Here is a 17810-nt window from a genome sequence, read left to right on the forward strand (position 1 = left end):
CCCGCCGTGCCCACCGGCCTGACCGACCACCCCGCGGCCGCGGCCGCGACCGCCCCCGGACCGGCCATCTGGTCCCGCAACTTCCGCCGCTACTTCACCGCCCGCAGCGCCGGTCTGCTCAGCTGGGCGATGCTCCCGGTCGCCGTCTCGGCCGGGCTGCTCTCGGCCGGCCACGGCCTGGACACCGCGGGCTACGCGATGGCCTTCCTGGTGGCCCCGTTCGCCGGGCTGGTGCTGTTCGGCGGCGTCCTCGCCGACCGGTTCACCGCCCGCCGGATGATGATCGTCGCCGACCTGACCAACCTCACCGCGCACGTCCTGCTGGCCGCCCTGTTCTGGCACGGCGTCGACCGGCTCTGGCAGCTGTACGCCCTGCTCGCGGTGGCGGGCACCGCCAACGCCCTGTTCCAGCCCGGCGCGGCCTCGACCGTCCCGCTGATCGCCCGCGACGTCCAGGGCGCCAACGGCGTGCTGCGCACCTCGGAGGCGATCACCGGCCTCGGCGGCCCGGCGCTGGCCGGCGTGCTGGTCGGTTTCGGGTCGACCGGCTGGGTGATGGCGCTGTCCGCGCTCGCCTACGCCACCAGCGCGGCCTGCCTGTTCGCGCTGCGCCTCGGCGCCGTTCCCGCCCCGCCCGCCGGGCACTCGTTCCGGCACGACCTGGCCGTCGGCTGGCACGAGTTCCGCTCCCGGAGCTGGCTGTGGGGGGTCATCCTGATCTGGATGGTCTACGCCGTCCTCGCCTGGGGGCCGCAGCTCTCGCTCGCCGCGGGCGTCGTCGTCCCCGCCCACGGGCCCACCGCGTTCGGCCTGGTCAACTGCGCCCTGGGCGCGGGCACGGTGGCCGGCGGGCTGCTCGCCATCCGCTACAAGCCCCGCCGCCCCCTCGCGGCCGGCGCGGTCGCCATGTTCGCCTATCCGCTCTACCCCCTCGCCATCCTGCTGCACGCCCCGGTCTGGCTGCTCGCCGCCGCCCAGGTGCTGGTCGGCACCGGCATCGGCGTCTGGGGCGTGATGTGGTCGACCGCCGTCCAGACCCAGGTGCCCGGCGAGGTCCTCAACCGCGTCCATGCCTACGAGGTCGCCGGCTCGGTGGGCCTCTACCCGATCGGCTCCGCCCTGGCCGGGCCCGCCGCGCACGCCTTCGGCACCTCCCACGTCCTCGCCGCCGGCACCCTGGTCGCCCTGCTCACCCCCGCCGCCCTCCTCCTCGCCCGCCCCGTCCGCACCCTCCCCCGCATCCCGGACCGCCCCGCCGCCCACCCCAACGACCCATCACCGCACCCCGGTTGACCCCTCCCCGCACCCCCGCCCGGACAACGAAGAAGCCCCAGGTCGTTGACCTGGGGCTCTCTGCTGGAGCGGGTGACGAGAATCGAACTCGCGCTCTAAGCTTGGGAATCTCGACAGCCAGTCAGCTTGCCTGGACCCTGAACTGCACAGATGCCGCCAGAAGGCTCTTTACGACGCCTATCGAAAGGCTAACTGTTGACCGCTACTGACCGCCTGTCTTCGCCTCGTAAGACACGGATGGGGCACGCAAGGAGCGCTACCCGTCATCCCGCTTCCAAGATCAAGCTGAGCGAACTGCTTCCCGGCCCATCGCTGTCACGACCCGAACTGCAGGTAAGGACAGACCCCGCAGGACGCCCCGAGAGATCACCCCATGGCCATCACAGGTGCCGATCACTGGACTGCCAGACTCCATGACAGACGCGTGCTCTGTTTTAGCTGGCCAACGCGGTCCTAGACACCATCTTTCGATCAAACATCGGCAGACAAGGCGGCTGGCAGACCGCGAGATGGCGTCTCCATCTGGACAGAGAGTGACTGAGTTAGGCGCAATCGGTAGCGAGAAGCCTCAAACCCGACCATACTTCTGACCAAGCGCCGCAGGGCGGCGTCGCGCACGTTGCCAGGGGGTGGCTTGTGACTGGATCTGACCGAAAGAAGACCGTCGCCTTTTATGAGATTGTCCGACCAAAGGACTCGGGCGAGGCACGCATGTCTAATGTTGACTGGCAAACGGTGCTGGCCAATATTGGAGACATTCCCCCCGAGCGCCGCCTATATCGAGACACCGAAGATATTTATTTCGGCGAGCCCGTGGTAGCGGGTGGACGCATGCATCTAGGGGTGGCTCGACTTCGAGACCGCGACATTCAGCAGATCGATTGGGTCCATGGAAGAATCGATCATCTGCAGCTAGAAGAGAATAGAAGCATCGTTGACACAACCGTCGTCAGCTTTCTGCCTTATGGAAATATCATCGGCGTTCTACAAGGAACAATGTCAGCCCCGCGGCCAAGCGCGGTTCAGCGTTGGCTGAACAGCATGGACTCTGGGCTTGACCGTGATATCGCAGTAGTCCCTCTCATCGGAAGAAATGCTCGCGAGAAGCTAAAGAGGGCCGAAGCGATTAACTTCTTCGAGGTGAGACTCCGCCCAGGGCCGGATCTTCTGGATTCGGACGTAGCCGGTCTCGGAGATTTGTCTCGCCGGGCTCATAGGCATAACCCAAATGCCCTAATTACACTAACAATGAAGATTCCCAAGCAGGGACCCTTCAGCCGAGGAACTCGACGCTCGCGCGGGGAAAGCCAACTGAGAGAAGATGTTCTAGGTTTTATTTCCCAATACGCGAGCCTGGTGGGCGAGGGCGGTGCCGTAGACCGGGCTATTGCTCATGTCGTCCTCCCCAACGGCGACGGTGACCTGATCGAAGAGAAGATCAACTTTGTATCTGATCACATTACTGCCCAGCGGCAAGTGATGATGCGGCGGAGCGAGGGTGGAGCCCCCTGGCATGAGGCGGCAGTAAGAGCGATCACGCAGGTAGCTACTGAGTGTGAGCGCGAGCTGCGTGACGCTGTCAGTGCCGTGCCATAGTCTCCCTGAAGTCGATTGGGGGAGTGATGGCTCGTTGGGCGCGGTTCACGACATCCATATACAACGCATGGGGCGAACGCCCCACGGTGGACTGGGTGCTTGCGGTGGCGATTACGATCTCCCACGGTTTCATTTCCGGCAAGCACTTGCTAGCCGAAAACTCGGCAGATCAGCGCATGAGCATCTATGCGACGGTCGCTTCCGTGGCGGCGATTATTGGCGGATTTGGCACGGCTGCAATTAGTCAATATGCCTCCAGCTCTGGACGGCGAATGACGTTTATTAGAGTCAGGTTTGGCCCAAGCCTGCGCCGTAACTGGGTTAGCATTCTGGTTTCGATGTCAGAAGTTTCAATTGGATGCCTCGCTGTCATGATTTATGACTCTGGGGAAAATCTGGGCCGGGCAGGATGGCTACTGGAAGCCGTTCTGGTCCTCGGTATTCTGCGCACAATTCGACTGATTTGGCTATTCAGGCTTCTGATTGATGTATCGGACCATGATGGAGCGTCTGGTGGCGGCCCGGAAGAAGTCCGAGTTGTCAGGAGAAATAATCCGGGAATCTAAGTCCCGAAGACTTCCGGAGGAGCGAGTGCATTAGGGCGGCGGAGCGGTTTTGGCCGGTGTCCTGCCTGGTCTGGGGTCGAGCATGATCGGGGGGCCGTAAGCTGTTGCGACTCGGTCAGGGCTTTTTGGGCCTGACCGCAATGTGGCCGAGTGGCCCCCCGTTCTTGCTCGACGCGGGGCCCGGTCCTGGCAGGTGGGTAAAATCGTGGAGCCGTCGGCCCCAGCCCCGGCGGAGTTTGGGGCCCCTGCTCTCTCTGCCGCCCGTCCGCCGACGCGGCCGGGGCGCCGCTGGCGTGGGGCGAAGGCAGGAGCGTCGGCGATCGGCCAAGGCCGCGCTGGCGCGCTGTGCGCGCCTTGATGAAGTAGTGGAACTCGTAACAGCTCTACTGCCTCTGCCTTTTGATCTACTCCCCGCCGGGTACGAGCTGGCCGTAGGCGGCTGTCATGTCATCGTGGCGCTTGCCCCGGAAGGTGCCTGGCTCGATGGCCAACTCGGCATCACGGATGGCTTGGACGGCTCGTTCGGGGCCCTGCTTGGCGAGCGTGTCCAACAGCCGCTCCCAGGTCCAGCCGTAGCGCTCCACGAGCCGCGAAACGCCGTCGGTGACTATGCCGAAGCTCTCGGCGTCCGCAAGGGGGAAGCTCGCCGTCACGGCCCGGTCCGCAGCTTCCGGCTTGGTGCTGGCGATCCAGAAGCCTTCGTCCGTGTTGCGCAGGACGCTCAGGGAGTCGCGGCCATAGGCGGGCAGGGTGACATCCGGTCGTCGAACACCGCCGTCACCTCGCCGCCGTGGGTGCGGACCACGATGGGGAGTCCGCAAGGGTGAGGCAGTCCAACCGCCCATTGTGCTCGCGCACGATGGCGACCGTGCTGGACGGGCTGTTCGGGTTGGTGAGGTCGCACTGCGCGTACAGGCCCCGGGCCCGGATGATCCCTTCGCGTAGCACCTCGGTGAGGGCGAGCCCCGGGTTCTCGATCAGCACACAGGCGAGTCGACCGTCGAGGCGACCCGCCAGTCACGACACGCTGCGCTCCCACCCGGACGGCAGGCCGATGGCCGTGGCGCCGTCCAGGACGATGACGAACCGCTCGGCGGCAAGGATGAAGTCCCCGTTGGCCTGCACGTCCGAACTCGGCTGGCAGGTGGAGCTGATCTGCACGGTGTTCCTACTCGGGGCAGAGAACTCGCAAGGGAAGACGTAGCGGTCCGCCGCCCTCTCCGGCGTCGGCATCCGGGCCTCCGTCTCCTCGCGGAACTTGGCGAGCTGGGTGGGGTAGCTCTCGGTCCGGGTGCGCCGACGCCGGACGAAGACCAGCCCCCTGGTTTCGCTGCTGAACCACTCAGCGACCCATGCCGGTGCCTGTACCTCGGCAAGCACCAACATCTCCTGGCGCCGCTGGAGGCCGGCCGATTCCACCTCGGCCTGGAACGCCGCTTGCCCGAGTCTCGGCGGTACCGCGCGAAGCGGTCCGAGCCGACTCGGATGATCGGAGGCTTCTCCCAGACGAAGACGTCCTTGTCACGGGCTCCGAGAGGACACGCGGTCCCGGAATTGGTCCAGACAATGAAGAAGCCCCAGGTCGTTGACCTGGGGCTCTCTGCTGGAGCGGGTGACGAGAATCGAACTCGCGCTCTAAGCTTGGGAAGCTTTTGCCCCGAATCGGGCATTTCCGCAGGTCACAAGCCTTGCAGGCCCCACCCCGGAGCGCCGCGGATCATGGAATCCTTGACCGGCACCGACCCCGACATACCGCCCCTACTCGCGCAACAGTCGCACACGACGCTCCACGGCCGCTTCGATTCGCCGTCTTGGAGTCACCTCGATCATGCCCTGGCGTAACCGACCGAACGGCTATGAGACACCGACCGCTCCTCGGCGAGCAAGGCTGCCACCGGGCCACCTGATCGATGCTCACAGCGCTTCACTTCCCCTGGGCGCGCAGCAATGAGACCGAGAGGCTCCTCCCGTGCGGCATGAACGCGACATATAATGACGGTGGGGAACATTTCCCCAGCCAAGAGCGCCGACGGCCCGAAGACCTCAGCACGGCCAGTCGGCCTGCCCTATCGGTGCTCCGGGCATCTGCCGCCCCACCGACCCAGGGCTCGGTGGAGTCCTCCAAGAAGGTCTGCCATGCCTCGCAAGCAGAAGGCACGTCGCCGGTTTCGGCAACGCCCGCCAATACAGGTCGGGCCGCTGGAGCGCGACCTACACCGACCGCAACGGCCGGACACAGCGGTCTCCGGAAACCTTCGACACCGAGCTCGACGCCCTGACCTGGCTCGCACTCGTTCAGGCTGACCTCGCCCACGGCCGCCGCGCACCCATCACCTCCCCACTCAAGGGCGTCCTGTTCAAGGACTACGCCAAGGACTGGATCGACAACCGCCCCCTCGCGGCCACCACCCGCGGGCTCTACCAGCGCCTGCTGAAGGCATGCATCCTGCCCACCTTCGGCAGCACACCCGTCACCCGCATCACCTTCGCGAAAGTCCGGCACTGGAACTCCGAACAACTGGACAAACAAGGTGAATCAGTCGCCGCTAAGGCCTACCGGCTCCTCAAGGCGATCATGGAGACCGCCGTCGCCGACGACGAGACACTCCCCCGCAACCCGTGCCGCATCCGCGGCGCCGGCAGCGAGCACCCGGCCGAACGCCACACCGCCACTGTCCCCCAGGTCTTCACGCTCGCCAACACCGTCGGCGAACGGTGGCGCCTGTTCGTCCTCCTCGGCGGGTTCGCCACCCTGCGCCCCGAAGAACTCGCCTCCCTCAGGCGCGAGGACATCGACGTCCCCCGACGCCTGATCCGCATCACTTCCGCCTCGCCCGAACTCCTCAACGGCAGGCGCGCCACCGGCCGCCCCAAGTCCGAGGCCGGAACCCGCACCGTCCACCTGCCCGCCATCCTCGACGAAGCACTGCACCTGCACATGGACCGCTACGCCGAACCCGGCCCCCTTGGACTCGTCTTCGTCGGCGAGAAGGGAGCCCCCTTCCGCCGCTCCACCTTCGGCCGAAAGTTCCACAAGGCCCGCGCCAACGTCCCCGACCTGCCGGAGAACTTCACCTTCTACGACCTACGCCACACCGGCAACACCCTCCTCGCTCAGGAAGGCGTCAGCCTCAAGGACCTCATGGTCCGCATGGGCCAGAGCACCCCACGAGCCGCCATCGGCTACCAGCACTCCACCGACAACCGCCAACGCGAACTCGCCGACAAACTCGACCACCGCATCCTCGCCGACCTCCGCCGCAGCGCAGGCCGCAACCGAACAACACCATGAGTCCGACGATCTCCCAAAAGGCGATTAGTGCATGTTTGCACCTAATATGCGCATACGTGGCAGGCGTTTCGCCGGTCTTGCCTGCAGCTCGGTACGCGGGAGAGGGGCCGTGCCTTGTCCGACAGCGCAGAGGCAATCCATTCGCGGTTGGCGGAGCTGATCGCGCCCATGGCCGACAGCCGGATCATCGACCTTGGCTGCGGCTCCGGCCCGACGCTGCTCTCGCTGAGCCGTCTAGCCCCGGATGCCACGCTGATCGGAGTCGACAGGTCTCCCGCCTTCCTCGGGCAGGCGCGGCAGAACCTTCAGGGCCACCCCGGCACGCTGGTGGCGCTTGCCGCAGACCTGCGATCCGCCATTCCGTGCGGGGATGGGAGTGCGGATGCCGTGCTGTCGTACAACACCGTGGAGTGCCTGCCGGATCCAGATGAATTGTTGGCAGAGATCGCTCGCGTTCTCCGGCCGGGTGGGCGGGCGGTCCTTGCGCACGTCGACTTCGACTCTCTCGTGATCGCCGGCGCGGATGCGGACCTTGATCGGCGGGTCTGTCACGCATACGCGGACGACGTGCAGAACTGGATGGATCACGCGGACGGGCGAATCGGCCGCAAGCTGGGGCTGCTGTTGGCGCGGAGTGCGCTGAGGCTGGTGAGCGTCGAGCCGCTGTTGACGTGGTCGACCGAGCTGTCGGGTCACGCGGAGGCCAGGATCGGCGAGATCCGAAAGGCGTTGTTGTCCGCGGACAAGCATGGCCGAGGCGCGGTCAGCGCGGCCGAGGTCGAGAAGTGGTTCGCGACGGTGCGGGAGGCGGATCGCCTGGGCGGGTTCTTCTTCTCCGAGCTGGCCTTCATCGCGGTCGCCGAGCGCCCGAGCGAGGAGCGCTTGGCCGGCGGCACCGCTCCGCCGACTCACGATGGCATCCTGCCCGGGCACGGGGAGCGCTGGGCGTCGACGCCTCCCGCCGCAGCGTGACGGACGGCTACGGCACGGTGCGGCGCCGGAGCACGTTGTCGGCGAACGAGCAGATGGCCTTCTCCGAGAGGCCGAGCGGAGCTGTGGTGTCCAGGGTGAGCGCCGGGTGTTCGGGGTCGGTCCAGGAGAGCTCGGGTGCATCAGGAGCGGGGGTAGGGCGGTAGGCGGGTGTCGGTCGGAGGGCGTCGCGGGCGTGCCGGAGCTGTTCGGGTGCGCGGACGTGAATGAGGTGAAGTCGTTCGCCGAGGAGGTCGGCGGCGAGCTGCCGTTCTGCGGGCGTGGAGGTCACGAGCGTGACGATGCCGATCGGGTGCCGGAGGGCGGCGTGGGCGAGCGCCTCGATGGTGGCGATGCGGTCTTCCGGGGACCAGCCGAGGTCTCGCAGGATGCCGGTGGCCCGCTGTTCGTCGGCGTCGTACAGGACGCAGTCGCGGTGCTCGTGTTGAAGGTGGGCGAGGAGTCGGCGGGCGAGGGTGGTCTTCCCGGAAGCCGGCAGGCCCATGAGCCAGAAGACCGCGGAGGCTGGTGGGTGCTTCACGCGGGGTAGCCCCACTTCTCGCACCAGTGCTTGAGCAGCGGCGGGATCGTCACGTCGGCCGGAGGCGGGGTGGCGTCCTGGATCCGGCCGGAGGCGATCTGGGATGACCAGTCGCCGATGCCGTAGACGAACGGGCCGTGGTCGTGGCGGCCGTAGTCGAGCATGGTCGGCTCCCAGGGGATGCCGATGTACTCGCACAGGGTCTTGCAGGTGACTTCCGGTTCAGCGGTCAGCTGCTCGTAAGTGACGCTGACGGAGGTGGGGACGTGGGCGGCGGCTTCGGCGAGGGCGGTGGCGAACTTGCCGACGGTGACGGCGGCTTCGGCGAGGTCGGTGGCGTCGCCGGCGCGGCGGATGGAGTCGGCGATGGCCACCGGGTGGCGGCGCAGGATGATGTAGCGGGCGTCGGGCCAGCAGTCGACGAGGCGCTGCCAGATGAAGACGTTGCCGGGGGACTTCTCGGCGAGCACGGTCTTGCCCGCTTCGGTGAGTTGACGGTGCAGCAGCCGGTCCCACAGGAGGTGTTCGAGGTCCTGGCGGCCGAGGCCGAGAGTGCGCATGGCGAGGTCGGTGAACTCGTCGTCGACGGTGACGGTGAGGCCACCGAGGTGGAGTTCGTGCGGGGCGTGGACGTCGGGGTGGGAGCCGAGCAGGCAGCGCAGCAGGGTCGATCCGGAGCGGATCGGGGAGAGGATGAAGACGGGTGCGGGGACGAGGCGCTGGTCAGGCACGGAACTCCTTCTTCACCTGGTGCTCGCGTTCGGCGAAGACGCGCAGGCGGGTTTCGAGGTCGCGGCGGTAGTGGGCTGAGCCGGGGGTGGTCTTCTCGTCGCAGTGGAAGATCCGCAGCGGGAGCTGGTGCAGGTAGCCGATGCCGGGCCCGGCGGGGTGGGCGAAGGTGTGGGAGAGCCAGTCCTCGTAGTTCAGCCAGCTTTGGCCGTCGTCGTGGAACCGGTCGCCGGGGATGCCGCCAGCTGCGGCCATGACGGGACGCGCGCGGTGGGTGTCGTAGATCAGGAAGTGGGAGGAGACCCGGTTGACCGAGCGGACCTCGGCGCTGAGGACGGGGCCGGCGTCTTCGAGTTTCCATTGCCAGCATTCGTGGTCGTCGATGCGCTGAGCGAGGGCGAGCTGGGGGTAGCGGTCGAAGGTGTCGGCGATCTCGGCGAGGACGTCGGTGGCGTTGGGGTCGCGGAAGGCGACGACGTCGCCCTCGATGGTGATCAGGAATCGGCTCTTGTCGGTGACGAAGTGGGTGTGGATGTTGTTGGCCTGGTCGCCGGAGGCCCGGTGGCGGGTGCGCCAGCGCAGCCGTACCTCGTCGAATCCCCAGGTGGAGTGCGCGAGTTCAGTGATCTCTTCGATCGGGGCGTTCTCGGCGCCGTCCACGACGAGGACCAGGTCGTAGGGGTGACGGGTGCCCCGGCACAGGGCGTCGAGGGTGGCGGGGATTGTGCGGCGCAGGAGTTCGACGTCGCTGTGGACGAGGTAGGCGATGGTGAAAGCGGGCGGGTAGGCCACCGGGGTCACCACCCTGCCGGTCCGGTCACGTCCGCCGCGGCACCGCCGTCGGGCGGGGCTGCGGTGGTGAGCAGTGCGCGGGCGTCGTTCAGCATGGCGGCGGTGAGTTCCTGGGAGTGGTCGAGGATGGCCTGTTCGATGCCGCGCTCGATGTCGTCGGGGATGTGGGGGTGGCCGACGCACATGCCCATGACCTGGTACTTGGCGGTGGTCCCGAGTCCGATGCGGTCGGCGAGGTCCTGGAGGGCGAAGAGGTCGAAGACGACGGTGCCGCTGCGGTAGAGGCGGTCGGCGAAGGCCGCGGTGTAGCGGGAGACGAGTGCGCGTACCGCCCCGTGGAGTTCAGGCCGGCTGTAAGCCTCTTGGAGGGCGTGGGCAACTGGGTTGGGGAGGAAGACGAAGGCGCACCGGTAGAAGTCGGAGGTGCCGAGGAGACGGAAGGTGCCGGTGCGCTCCAGCAGGTCGACCATGCGCTGGTAGGTGGCCTGGCGGGCTTCTACGAGTTGGCCGATGCCGTCGGTGCCCTGGTGCTTCATCAGGGCCCACAGCTTGAGTGATTCGAAGCCGCGGGATCCGTAGAACGGGGTAATCAGCCCGAGGTCGAGGCAGTTGGGGTCGTCGGCGCGGTCCGGGTAGCGGGTGAAGTGGCCGAGCACGGTCGGGTCGCGGAAGAGGGCGTAGCTGGAGGGGTAGGAGACGAACAGGCCCTTGTGGGGGTCGAGGGCGACGGAGTCGGCGCGTTCGATGCCGGCGAGCTGAACCTTGAGCTTCTCGGAGAACAGCAGGCTGCCGCCGTGGCAGGCGTCGACGTGGAACCAGACGCCGTGCTGGGCGCAGAGGTCGGCGAGGGCTTGCAGGTCGTCGATGCCGGTGGTGCGGCAGTTCCCGGCGACGCCGACGACCATGAAGATCCGTTTGCCGGGCTGCGGTGAGGCCAGCAGGCCGGCGATCGAGGCGGGGTCGCTGGTGAAGTCGGGGGTGGCGTCCGCCCACAGGAGTCCGTCGGTGCCGAGGCCGAGGGCTTGGGCGGCGGCGAGGTAGGAGAAGTGCTCGACGCCGCCGGCGAGGAGGATCACGGGCTGCTCGGGGATGGCGCGCAGGCCGCGGTGGCGGACTTCGGGGTAGGTGTGGGCGAGGGCTGCGGCGATGGCGATGTGGTTGCTCATGTTGCCGCCGGAGGTCCACATCCCGCCGAGCGAGGCGAGTCCCTGGTAGGCGGTGAGCGGCGCGGCCTTGTAGCCGATGAGTTCGCGCAGCCAGGTGATCAGCTGGGCTTCGATCACGCTGGCGGCGGGCGCGCTGCGGTCGAAGGCGATCAGGTTCTGGTTGAGGAAGGTGGCGACGATGTCCGCGGTGAGGGCGGCGATGCTGTCGCCGGTGTCAGGGAAGGCGAGGTAGCGCGGGTCGGCCTGGGAGATCGACCAGCCGGCGATCTCGGCGAGGGAGTCCATGAGCCGGTCGTCGCTGGTCCCGGTGTGGGGGATCGGCCTGGCGAGGCGGTCGATGAGTTCGCCGACGCTCGCGTGCCGCAGGACGAGGTGGTCGCGGAGCTCGCCGGTGGTGAAGTCGAGTCCGAGGTCGACCGCCCGGTGCAGCAGCGCGCGGCTGTCGTCCCGGGGACGGTTGCTCAGCAGGGCGGGCGGTTGGGGGTCAGGCACGTCCGAACTCCATTCGATACACGCAGCCTTCGCACGAGGACCAGGCGGGGCCTTGGAGGAAGGAGTCCCGCAGTGACCGGTAGGGCGTTGCCGTCCAGATCTCGGCGATCGGCGTCTGGTGGATGTTGCCGAGCACGTTGCCGGGGCTGGACTCCATGTGGACACAGCACGGCGTGACGTCGCCGTCCTTGGTGAGGTAGCTCGCGTCCCACGGCCACGGGCAGACGGCGTTCGCGGCGGCCGGGGAGGCGAGGCGGGAGTAGTCGAAGATCGACAGCTGCAGGCCGTGTTCCTCGGCCCGGGCGAGGCCGGCCTCGAGGTGCGGGACGACGTCGCCCGGGGGGAGGGCGAACAGGGACTCGGTATTGAGGGTCTTGTCCTCGCCCCAGTGGTGCAGGCTCTCCACGCTGACGCGAGTGAGGCCGTGGTCGGCGACGAAGTCGACGATCGCCGGGAACTGGTACAGGTTCGCCGAGGAGAGCGTCACTGCGGCGGACAGTCCGGTCTTCCGTCCCTGGGTTAGTGCGACCGCTTCGCGCAGGGCCGTGCTCAGCTGGGACAGGCGCAGCCCGGAGCGCATCCGTCCGAGGGTGGCGTCGTCGGTGCCGTCGACGCTGATGGCGATCAGGTCGAGCCCGGCGTCCAGGACCGGTCCGAGTCGGCGGCGCACCAGCAGGCCGTTGGTGTTCGTCGAGGTGAACACGGAGCGGTCGGTGCATGCCTTCACGTAGGCGGCGAAGTCGCGGACGATCAGTGCCTCTCCGCCGCCGACGAAGGAGACGTGGCCGAGGTCGGGGAGCTGGTCGAGGAGCGCGACGAACGCCTCCAGGGGCAGGTGCCCACCGCTGCTGTCGTGCACGGCCCGAAGGCAGCCGGCGCACGCGAGGTTGCACAGGTCGGTGAGCTCCACCTGCAGGTACTGCGGCATGGTGGTTGGCTGTCCGGGGGTGAGGCCGTAGCGGTCGAAGTCGTCGGTGACGAGGAACTTCCGGAACCGCTCGGGCACCGTGATCTGCGGCGCGTGTTCGGGTGTCACCCGGCCACCGCCTTTCGGTAGACGGAGACGGTCTCGTCGGCGAACAGGGCGAACTCCTCCACCCTGCGGTCGAACGACGGCATCCGAGGGGCCAGTTGGTGGGAGGCCGCGTCGATCGCTCGGGTCCAGGCGGCCGGATCGCGGTAGTCCTCGACGAGGTGGACGCCGGGGTCGTCTGCGAGGTGGTGCATGGACGGGACGGCCGAGGACCACACCGGGACACCCAGGGCCCGTGCCTCGTACGCCACCAACGGGTGGTTCTCCCACCACTGCGACGGCACCAGCAGCGCCCGGGCGTCGGCCAGCACCGGACCGACCTCGGCACGGGAGTGCGGGGGAAGCCAGCGCACCCGGGGATCCGACGCGGCGAGGGCGCGCATCCGCTCCTCGTAGGGGGCGTCGTCCGGCACTGTCGCGATCAGCAGCGGCAGGTCGGTGCGGCTGCGACGGTAGGCGTCGAGTAGGAGGTGGAGGCCCTTCTCGGGCGAGCACCTGCCCAGGAACAGCAGATGCCTCCCGTCTCCGCTGCTGGCTGCGAGTGGAGCCCAGGTGTCGGGCAGCCCGTAGTAGGCGCGGTCGCGGACAGCCTTGCCCACGTCGACGCCGGCCTTCGCCAGCTCGGCGGCCTGGTAGGGCGTCTGGGTCCACAAAGCCTTGACCCGGTCGTTCAGCCAGGCAATGTTCCGCGCCCGCCACTGGGCCACGTCGCCGTGGGCGTTCGCGGGGGCATTCAGACATTCGAGACAGTCCCGGGTGGGTGCGGTCGCCGTGCACTGCGTACCGGCGGACCTGACAACGAGCTGGTGATCGGGGCAGACCGTGGTGTAGTCGGTCAACGTCGCGACCACCGGCACCCCGGCCAGGGACGGGGTGCCGAGGAACTCCAGGCCGATGCGGCTGAAGTGCAGGACATGCACGACATCCACGCCAGGACGTCCGACGAGCAACTGCTCGACGCGGTGGGCCTGTTCCGTCTCCTGGACGCGCCAGCCAACGGGGTAGTCGCCGGTGAACGCCACGGGCAGGCTCAGGTACTCGCCGGCCGTGCGGCGGTGCGGGGGCGGTGGTTCGCCGGCCGCGAGCCAGCTGACGTGCACGCCGCGGGCAGTCAGGGCGCGGGCGAGGTCGTCGGCCAGGATCTCCGTGCCGCCGGCGTCGTCGCCGGCGAACCGGTGGGTGGTCAGAAGGATCCGCACGTCTGCGCCCCTCAGCAGGTGTTGCCCTGGAGACCGGCCCAGCGGCCGATCGGGGTGAGTCCGGCGGGCATCCGCCCGTTCACACCAGCGCTCTCCGGCCCCGTGAGGGCTTCTGGCCCCGACAGTCGCAGGGCTCCGGTGCGGGAGCGGTCGAGGACCGCGAACGGCTCGTGCAGGGTCAGGGCGGTCCAGCCGCCGTCCGCGAAGTCCACGAACACGTTCACCCCGAGACCGGCCCCGGTCTCTCCATGCGCGGGCAGGGGCAACCGGAGGCGCACCTGGTCCGCTTCCCAGGAGAAGTCGACGTCCTCGATGTCCTCCCAGACGGGATCGGGGTGCGGGACGCGGCGGAATCGAGCCGTGGGCAGGTTGAGCCGGCTCGCGCCGTCGCGCGCGAAGCTCCACTGGTCCTCACCCGGCCACTGCTGGGCGGCAAGGTCGTGCAGGGTGAAGGATCCCGAACCCAGCGGCTGCAGGAGAACCCTCACGGCGCGCACGGCATTCGGGGTGTCACCGAGGTCGAGACCGACCGCGAGCCGGCCGTTGTCGAGCGCGAGCCGGGCCCGCAGACCGGCCGAGGTCGCCAGGCCGCCCCGCAGACGGCCCGCGGTGCCCAGCGGGATGGCTGTGTTGTCGTTGTCCGGGTCCGCGATGAGGGTGGCCTTCGGCCGGTAGTCGGCCTCCGGGGGTGCGGCGAGCGCCTCGTCGGTGAGCCCGTACGGGGATGGGAGGGCGTCGAGCACCTCGGGGTGCTCCTCGCGAAGCGTGATGACGAGGCGGATGGCGAGGTCGGTGATGAACCGGATCAGGTCGCACTTGACCTCGTCGGGCCTGGTGATGTCCCCGTTCGCCAGCACGGCCTGGTAGTAGCAGCCGCCGCCGCAGACGTACCGGGACGGGCAGGTGGAGCACCCGTCGCGCTGGTCGACCACCAGGTCCAGGTATCGGGTGCGCTCGCTGTCCTCGACGCCGGTGGAGGCGTGGCCGATGTGCCAGCCGGACTTCCCGATGAAGTGCGCGCAGGGGTAGAGGTTGCCGTTGGTGTCCAGGTAGGTGCCGCTCTTGCCCGCACCGCACCGGTAGACCTGCGCCGCGCGGTCCTTCACCCGGTAGAAGAACCGCATGAAGAAGTCCTCGGAGTTCAGGGCGAGCAGCCGGGCGAGGATGCCCTGAGGCGGCTGGGCGAGGATGTGGTCGACCAGGTCGGCGTAGCCCTGGCGGAAGGCCGGCAGCGTGGCGGCGTTGAGGGCGTAGTCCTTGTCGTGGGTGGCGTTGACCGGCTTCATGTAGATGTTGCGGGCGCCGACGTCCTCGAAGAGGTGGCTGAAGATCGCGACGAAGTCGGTGCAGTACGCGGTCAGGACCGCGGAGACGCCCATGTCGGGGTGGCGGGCCAGCACCCGGTCCAGGACCGGCCGCACGTGGTCGTAGGTGCCGCCGCGCCCGCCGGTGTAGAAGCGGACCCGGTCGTGGACCTCCTTCGGGCCGTCGAGGCTGATGTCCTGGGGCGGGCCGAGCCGGTCGGCGAGTTCCGGCGTCATCGACAGCGTCGCGTTGGTGACCATCGGGCCGGCCCACACCACGCTGACCGGCGAGTCGGCCAGCCCTTCCTCCACCAGGGTCTGGACCTCCTCGTGCATGTGCCGCACCAGCATCGTCTCGCCGGCGAGCCCGAAGTCGACGCGGCTGTACCGCGCGTCCTCCTCGATGAGGCGCTTGCGGTGGGTGGCCAGGCCCTGCACCACCGTCTCCAGCGGGATCGTCACCGGCTTGCCGTCGGCGTGGACCCGGTCCCGGAACGAGCAGTACGTGCAGCCCATGTTGCACTGGTCGGTCAGGGAGAGCTGGGCCTGCGGGTACGCCTCGCGGTAGGACGTGACCTGGTGGACCGCCTCCAGCGCGCCGCACGGGCACGGCGTGCCCGGGGCGGTGATATGGCCGCCGCGGACGTGGAAGACGTAGCCGTCGGCGAAGGAGACGTGCGCGGGGTCGCTGGTGGAAAGTGGAATCGCGTCGCTGATCACGGTGGACCTCTCGGGTTGAGACGGTGCGGATCGGGGCGGTACGGGATTACAGGTGTCGCGGGCCGGGCAGTCCGAGGCGCCGGCGGAACAGATCCAGTCGGTCGGCGAGCCGGGTGATCTCGCGCCGGGTCCGGTCGTCGGCGGGGTGTGCGGGGTCGGCCGTCTCCCGCAGGGCGAACGAGGCATGGACGAGATCGCGAAGCTCCGCCGCGTCCTCGACTCCGATCGCCTGAGGGAGGACGGCGAGTTGCCGCTCCACGGTCACCGGCATTGGCGCCGCGCCCGAGCAGGCGGACGCCAGGCGTGCCAGCGCGGCCCGGGATTCGAACCACAGGTACTTGGCGGTGAGCTCGCGGCCCTGATCCTCGTACTGGCTCGGGCGGCCGACAGTATCGGCGGACGGCAGGGTGAGGGCGGCCGCTGCCCAGCCAGGGTCGTGAGCGGTGGAGCCGGGCCGGCGGAGCTCGAACCACTCGTGGAGGTCGCGGCCCGTGCCTCCGTCGGCGCTGACGAGGTCACGCTCGACGGGGCGCGCGGTGGATCCCTCGGCGTCCAGGCGGAAGCAGGCGAGTGCCTCGATCAGCAGGTCCTCCGCGGGCCGGTGCCCATAGGGCAGCGCCGCCGAACTCAACTCGAAGTCGATGTCGCTGCCGAGGCCCAGGACCCCCTGGGCACACGAGCCCCGCAACAGCAGATCCAGTCCCTCCAGCCGCAAAACGGCGAGGATCACCGCGGCGAGCCGGTCAGTGATCTCTTCGGCCGCCGCGGCCCGCTTGCGCGCCGCATCCCAACCGCTCGTACAAGCCAACTCGGCTATTCGCCGGACCAGTTGCTCCAGCGGCACGGCTTCGGCGGAAACATCTCTCTCGGCGGCCGAGAACAGGGCCAGGACCCACGCCCGCCGCAGCGCCCCCAGATCCGTCGCATGAGCGGCCGGTCGGCTCCCTGCAACCAGGGTGTCCAACTGCCCGAGCAGGGAAGCGTAGGCGTCCTCACCGCACTGCTCGCGCAGGTGCGCGGTCAGCACGGTGTGGAAGACACCGAGCCTTGCGGGAAGGACGTCCTCGGCAAGGTGGCCCAGAGCGGCGGCGCTCGCCGATCCAGCCCTCTTCGACGGCAGTTCACTCGCGAGCGTCACCTCGACTCCGCGACGGCGGACATCCCGCCGGGCCGCGTCCGAGGGAAGCCAGGCCGCCAGGACCGTCTCGAAGCCGTCCAGCTCCGTGCGCTCGCCCGGCGACGAAACGGGGATGCGCTCGCGCAGCTTGAGGTCGCGCCCGAGCAGGTCGGACCAGGCGATGTCCCACTTCATCAAGGTCAACTCGCCAGGGGCTTCGCCCGCCCGGACCAGGAGCGCGTCCTCCCAATCGATCAGAACCGTCCGCCCGTCCTGGCGGAACATGTTCCGCGGCACACACCCCGACGCCTCGACCCCTCTACCGAGCAGGGCCACCAGCAGGCCGGTGATGACAGGTATGGGCAGAGCGCTCGTCCAGCTCCCGGCCGACAAGGGCCTGCCCAGATACGGGGAGACCAGTGCGGCGCCAAGTCCGGGTAACGGCACCAGCTCGGGAACGCAGACCTCTACGGCGCCGAACCCGCCGACCGTCAATCCGGCCAGCCGGCGCGCGGACTCGGCCGCCAGATCCCGCTCCGAGAGCGCTTCCTCCACCGACCGGCGCTTCGCCACCAAGTCGCGCCCGCGGTGCCGGAACCGGCGTAACCACCCACCGACGTCGACGAAGCCGGGGTCGTCGAAGGAGACCGTCTCGCTGCTCTGGTCGAACGCCCGCCGAACCGAGACCGCAAGGCCCCCCGGCCCACGCGCATCCTTCATCGTTCTGCTCACCCCACTCCCCTCCCGAGTGCCGCACGCAGATGTGCCACCGTAGCTGCTCCGTCACCGTGTGTTCGATCGATTTCTCGGATTCGGTCGTCGGCGTCCGGTCCGTACGGAGCCGCGCGAAGCGGAGGGAAGGCTCTCAAATACTGATGATCATTCAGTTCTTGTGGCCATCAACGCTGTTGGGGGTCGTCGGCGTGCTTGCTTGCTGCGCCTAATCGGCCTTCCGCCCTTGAGGGCGTGGGATAATCGGCGTGCGGCGCCGACCGTCCACC

The 17810-nt window shown here is 68.5% G+C and carries 16 protein-coding genes; 5 read left to right on the forward strand and 11 right to left on the reverse strand.

Annotated elements, in window-relative coordinates; all coding sequences use genetic code 11:
* Nucleotides 1–6 precede the first annotated feature (6 nt).
* The 3 genes from HUT16_RS16915 (at nucleotide 7) to HUT16_RS16925 (ending at nucleotide 3455) form a co-directional block, all read left to right on the forward strand.
* Complete coding sequence (locus tag HUT16_RS16915; protein ID WP_176188993.1) at nucleotides 7–1293, forward strand: MFS transporter; 1287 nt, start codon at nucleotides 7–9, stop codon at nucleotides 1291–1293.
* Nucleotides 1294–2004: 711 nt separating this feature from the next.
* A complete protein-coding gene (locus HUT16_RS16920) occupies nucleotides 2005–2889 on the forward strand; it encodes a hypothetical protein (RefSeq protein ID WP_176188994.1) in 885 nt (294 codons plus the stop codon).
* Between the two features lie 86 nt (nucleotides 2890–2975).
* The gene (locus HUT16_RS16925; RefSeq protein WP_176188995.1) at nucleotides 2976–3455 is read left to right on the forward strand and encodes a hypothetical protein; all 480 of its coding nucleotides are present in this window, start codon (nucleotides 2976–2978) and stop codon (nucleotides 3453–3455) included.
* A 404-nt stretch (nucleotides 3456–3859) separates the two neighbouring features.
* Here the strand turns inward: HUT16_RS16925 and HUT16_RS16930 are convergent, their stop codons facing one another.
* From HUT16_RS16930 to HUT16_RS16940, 3 genes are all read right to left on the reverse strand, one after another.
* Nucleotides 3860–4108 carry a hypothetical protein gene (locus HUT16_RS16930; RefSeq protein ID WP_176188996.1) on the reverse strand — a complete coding sequence of 83 codons (249 nt, stop codon included), beginning with the start codon at nucleotides 4106–4108 and terminating at the stop codon, nucleotides 3860–3862.
* Nucleotides 4109–4232: 124 nt separating this feature from the next.
* Nucleotides 4233–4439 carry a hypothetical protein gene (locus HUT16_RS16935; RefSeq protein WP_176188997.1) on the reverse strand — a complete coding sequence of 69 codons (207 nt, stop codon included), beginning with the start codon at nucleotides 4437–4439 and terminating at the stop codon, nucleotides 4233–4235.
* A 33-nt stretch (nucleotides 4440–4472) separates the two neighbouring features.
* Complete coding sequence (locus tag HUT16_RS16940; RefSeq protein ID WP_176188998.1) at nucleotides 4473–4835, reverse strand: hypothetical protein; 363 nt, start codon at nucleotides 4833–4835, stop codon at nucleotides 4473–4475.
* Nucleotides 4836–6030: 1195 nt separating this feature from the next.
* Between HUT16_RS16940 and HUT16_RS38240 the strand changes: the two genes are divergently transcribed.
* Together HUT16_RS38240 and HUT16_RS16950 are read left to right on the forward strand one after the other, a co-directional pair.
* The gene (locus HUT16_RS38240; RefSeq protein ID WP_254897840.1) at nucleotides 6031–6747 is read left to right on the forward strand and encodes a tyrosine-type recombinase/integrase; all 717 of its coding nucleotides are present in this window, start codon (nucleotides 6031–6033) and stop codon (nucleotides 6745–6747) included.
* A 114-nt stretch (nucleotides 6748–6861) separates the two neighbouring features.
* A complete protein-coding gene (locus tag HUT16_RS16950; protein WP_176188999.1) occupies nucleotides 6862–7719 on the forward strand; it encodes a methyltransferase domain-containing protein in 858 nt (285 codons plus the stop codon).
* A 7-nt stretch (nucleotides 7720–7726) separates the two neighbouring features.
* On the opposite strand, the gene HUT16_RS16955 is transcribed toward HUT16_RS16950, so the two are convergent.
* Genes HUT16_RS16955 through HUT16_RS16990 form a run of 8 tightly spaced genes read right to left on the reverse strand, consistent with a single transcriptional unit; the run spans nucleotide 7727 to nucleotide 17541 of the window.
* On the reverse strand, nucleotides 7727–8257 hold the full coding sequence (locus HUT16_RS16955; protein WP_176189000.1) for an adenylyl-sulfate kinase: 531 nt from the start codon (nucleotides 8255–8257) through the stop codon (nucleotides 7727–7729).
* Nucleotides 8254–8988: a sulfotransferase gene (locus tag HUT16_RS16960; protein WP_176189001.1), complete on the reverse strand. Its 735-nt coding sequence runs from the start codon at nucleotides 8986–8988 to the stop codon at nucleotides 8254–8256. Before HUT16_RS16960 ends, HUT16_RS16955 begins: the two co-directional genes overlap by 4 nt.
* A complete protein-coding gene (locus HUT16_RS16965) occupies nucleotides 8981–9778 on the reverse strand; it encodes a hypothetical protein (RefSeq protein WP_176189002.1) in 798 nt (265 codons plus the stop codon). Before HUT16_RS16965 ends, HUT16_RS16960 begins: the two co-directional genes overlap by 8 nt.
* 5 nt (nucleotides 9779–9783) lie before the next feature.
* The gene (locus HUT16_RS16970; protein ID WP_176189003.1) at nucleotides 9784–11436 is read right to left on the reverse strand and encodes a pyridoxal-dependent decarboxylase; all 1653 of its coding nucleotides are present in this window, start codon (nucleotides 11434–11436) and stop codon (nucleotides 9784–9786) included.
* On the reverse strand, nucleotides 11429–12472 hold the full coding sequence (locus HUT16_RS16975; RefSeq protein ID WP_176189004.1) for a radical SAM protein: 1044 nt from the start codon (nucleotides 12470–12472) through the stop codon (nucleotides 11429–11431). Before HUT16_RS16975 ends, HUT16_RS16970 begins: the two co-directional genes overlap by 8 nt.
* A complete protein-coding gene (locus HUT16_RS16980) occupies nucleotides 12469–13668 on the reverse strand; it encodes a glycosyltransferase (RefSeq protein WP_176189005.1) in 1200 nt (399 codons plus the stop codon). The genes HUT16_RS16975 and HUT16_RS16980 overlap by 4 nt, the downstream gene beginning before the upstream one ends.
* A gap of 11 nt (nucleotides 13669–13679) precedes the next feature.
* On the reverse strand, nucleotides 13680–15692 hold the full coding sequence (locus tag HUT16_RS16985; RefSeq protein ID WP_176189006.1) for a radical SAM protein: 2013 nt from the start codon (nucleotides 15690–15692) through the stop codon (nucleotides 13680–13682).
* 46 nt (nucleotides 15693–15738) lie between these two features.
* Nucleotides 15739–17541, reverse strand: a complete 1803-nt coding sequence (locus tag HUT16_RS16990; protein ID WP_176189007.1) for a hypothetical protein — start codon at nucleotides 17539–17541, stop codon at nucleotides 15739–15741.
* Nucleotides 17542–17810: the final 269 nt, after the last annotated feature.

It is taken from the genome of Kitasatospora sp. NA04385 (assembly GCF_013364235.1).
Taxonomy (GTDB): domain Bacteria; phylum Actinomycetota; class Actinomycetes; order Streptomycetales; family Streptomycetaceae; genus Kitasatospora.

Bases quoted from the DNA above. Each gene is read 5' to 3' on its own strand.
- HUT16_RS16920 (WP_176188994.1), top strand. From the start codon at position 2,005: ATGTCTAATGTTGACTGGCAAACGGTGCTGGCCAATATTGGAGACATT.
- HUT16_RS38240 (WP_254897840.1), top strand. From the start codon at position 6,031: ATGGAGACCGCCGTCGCCGACGACGAGACACTCCCCCGCAACCCGTGC.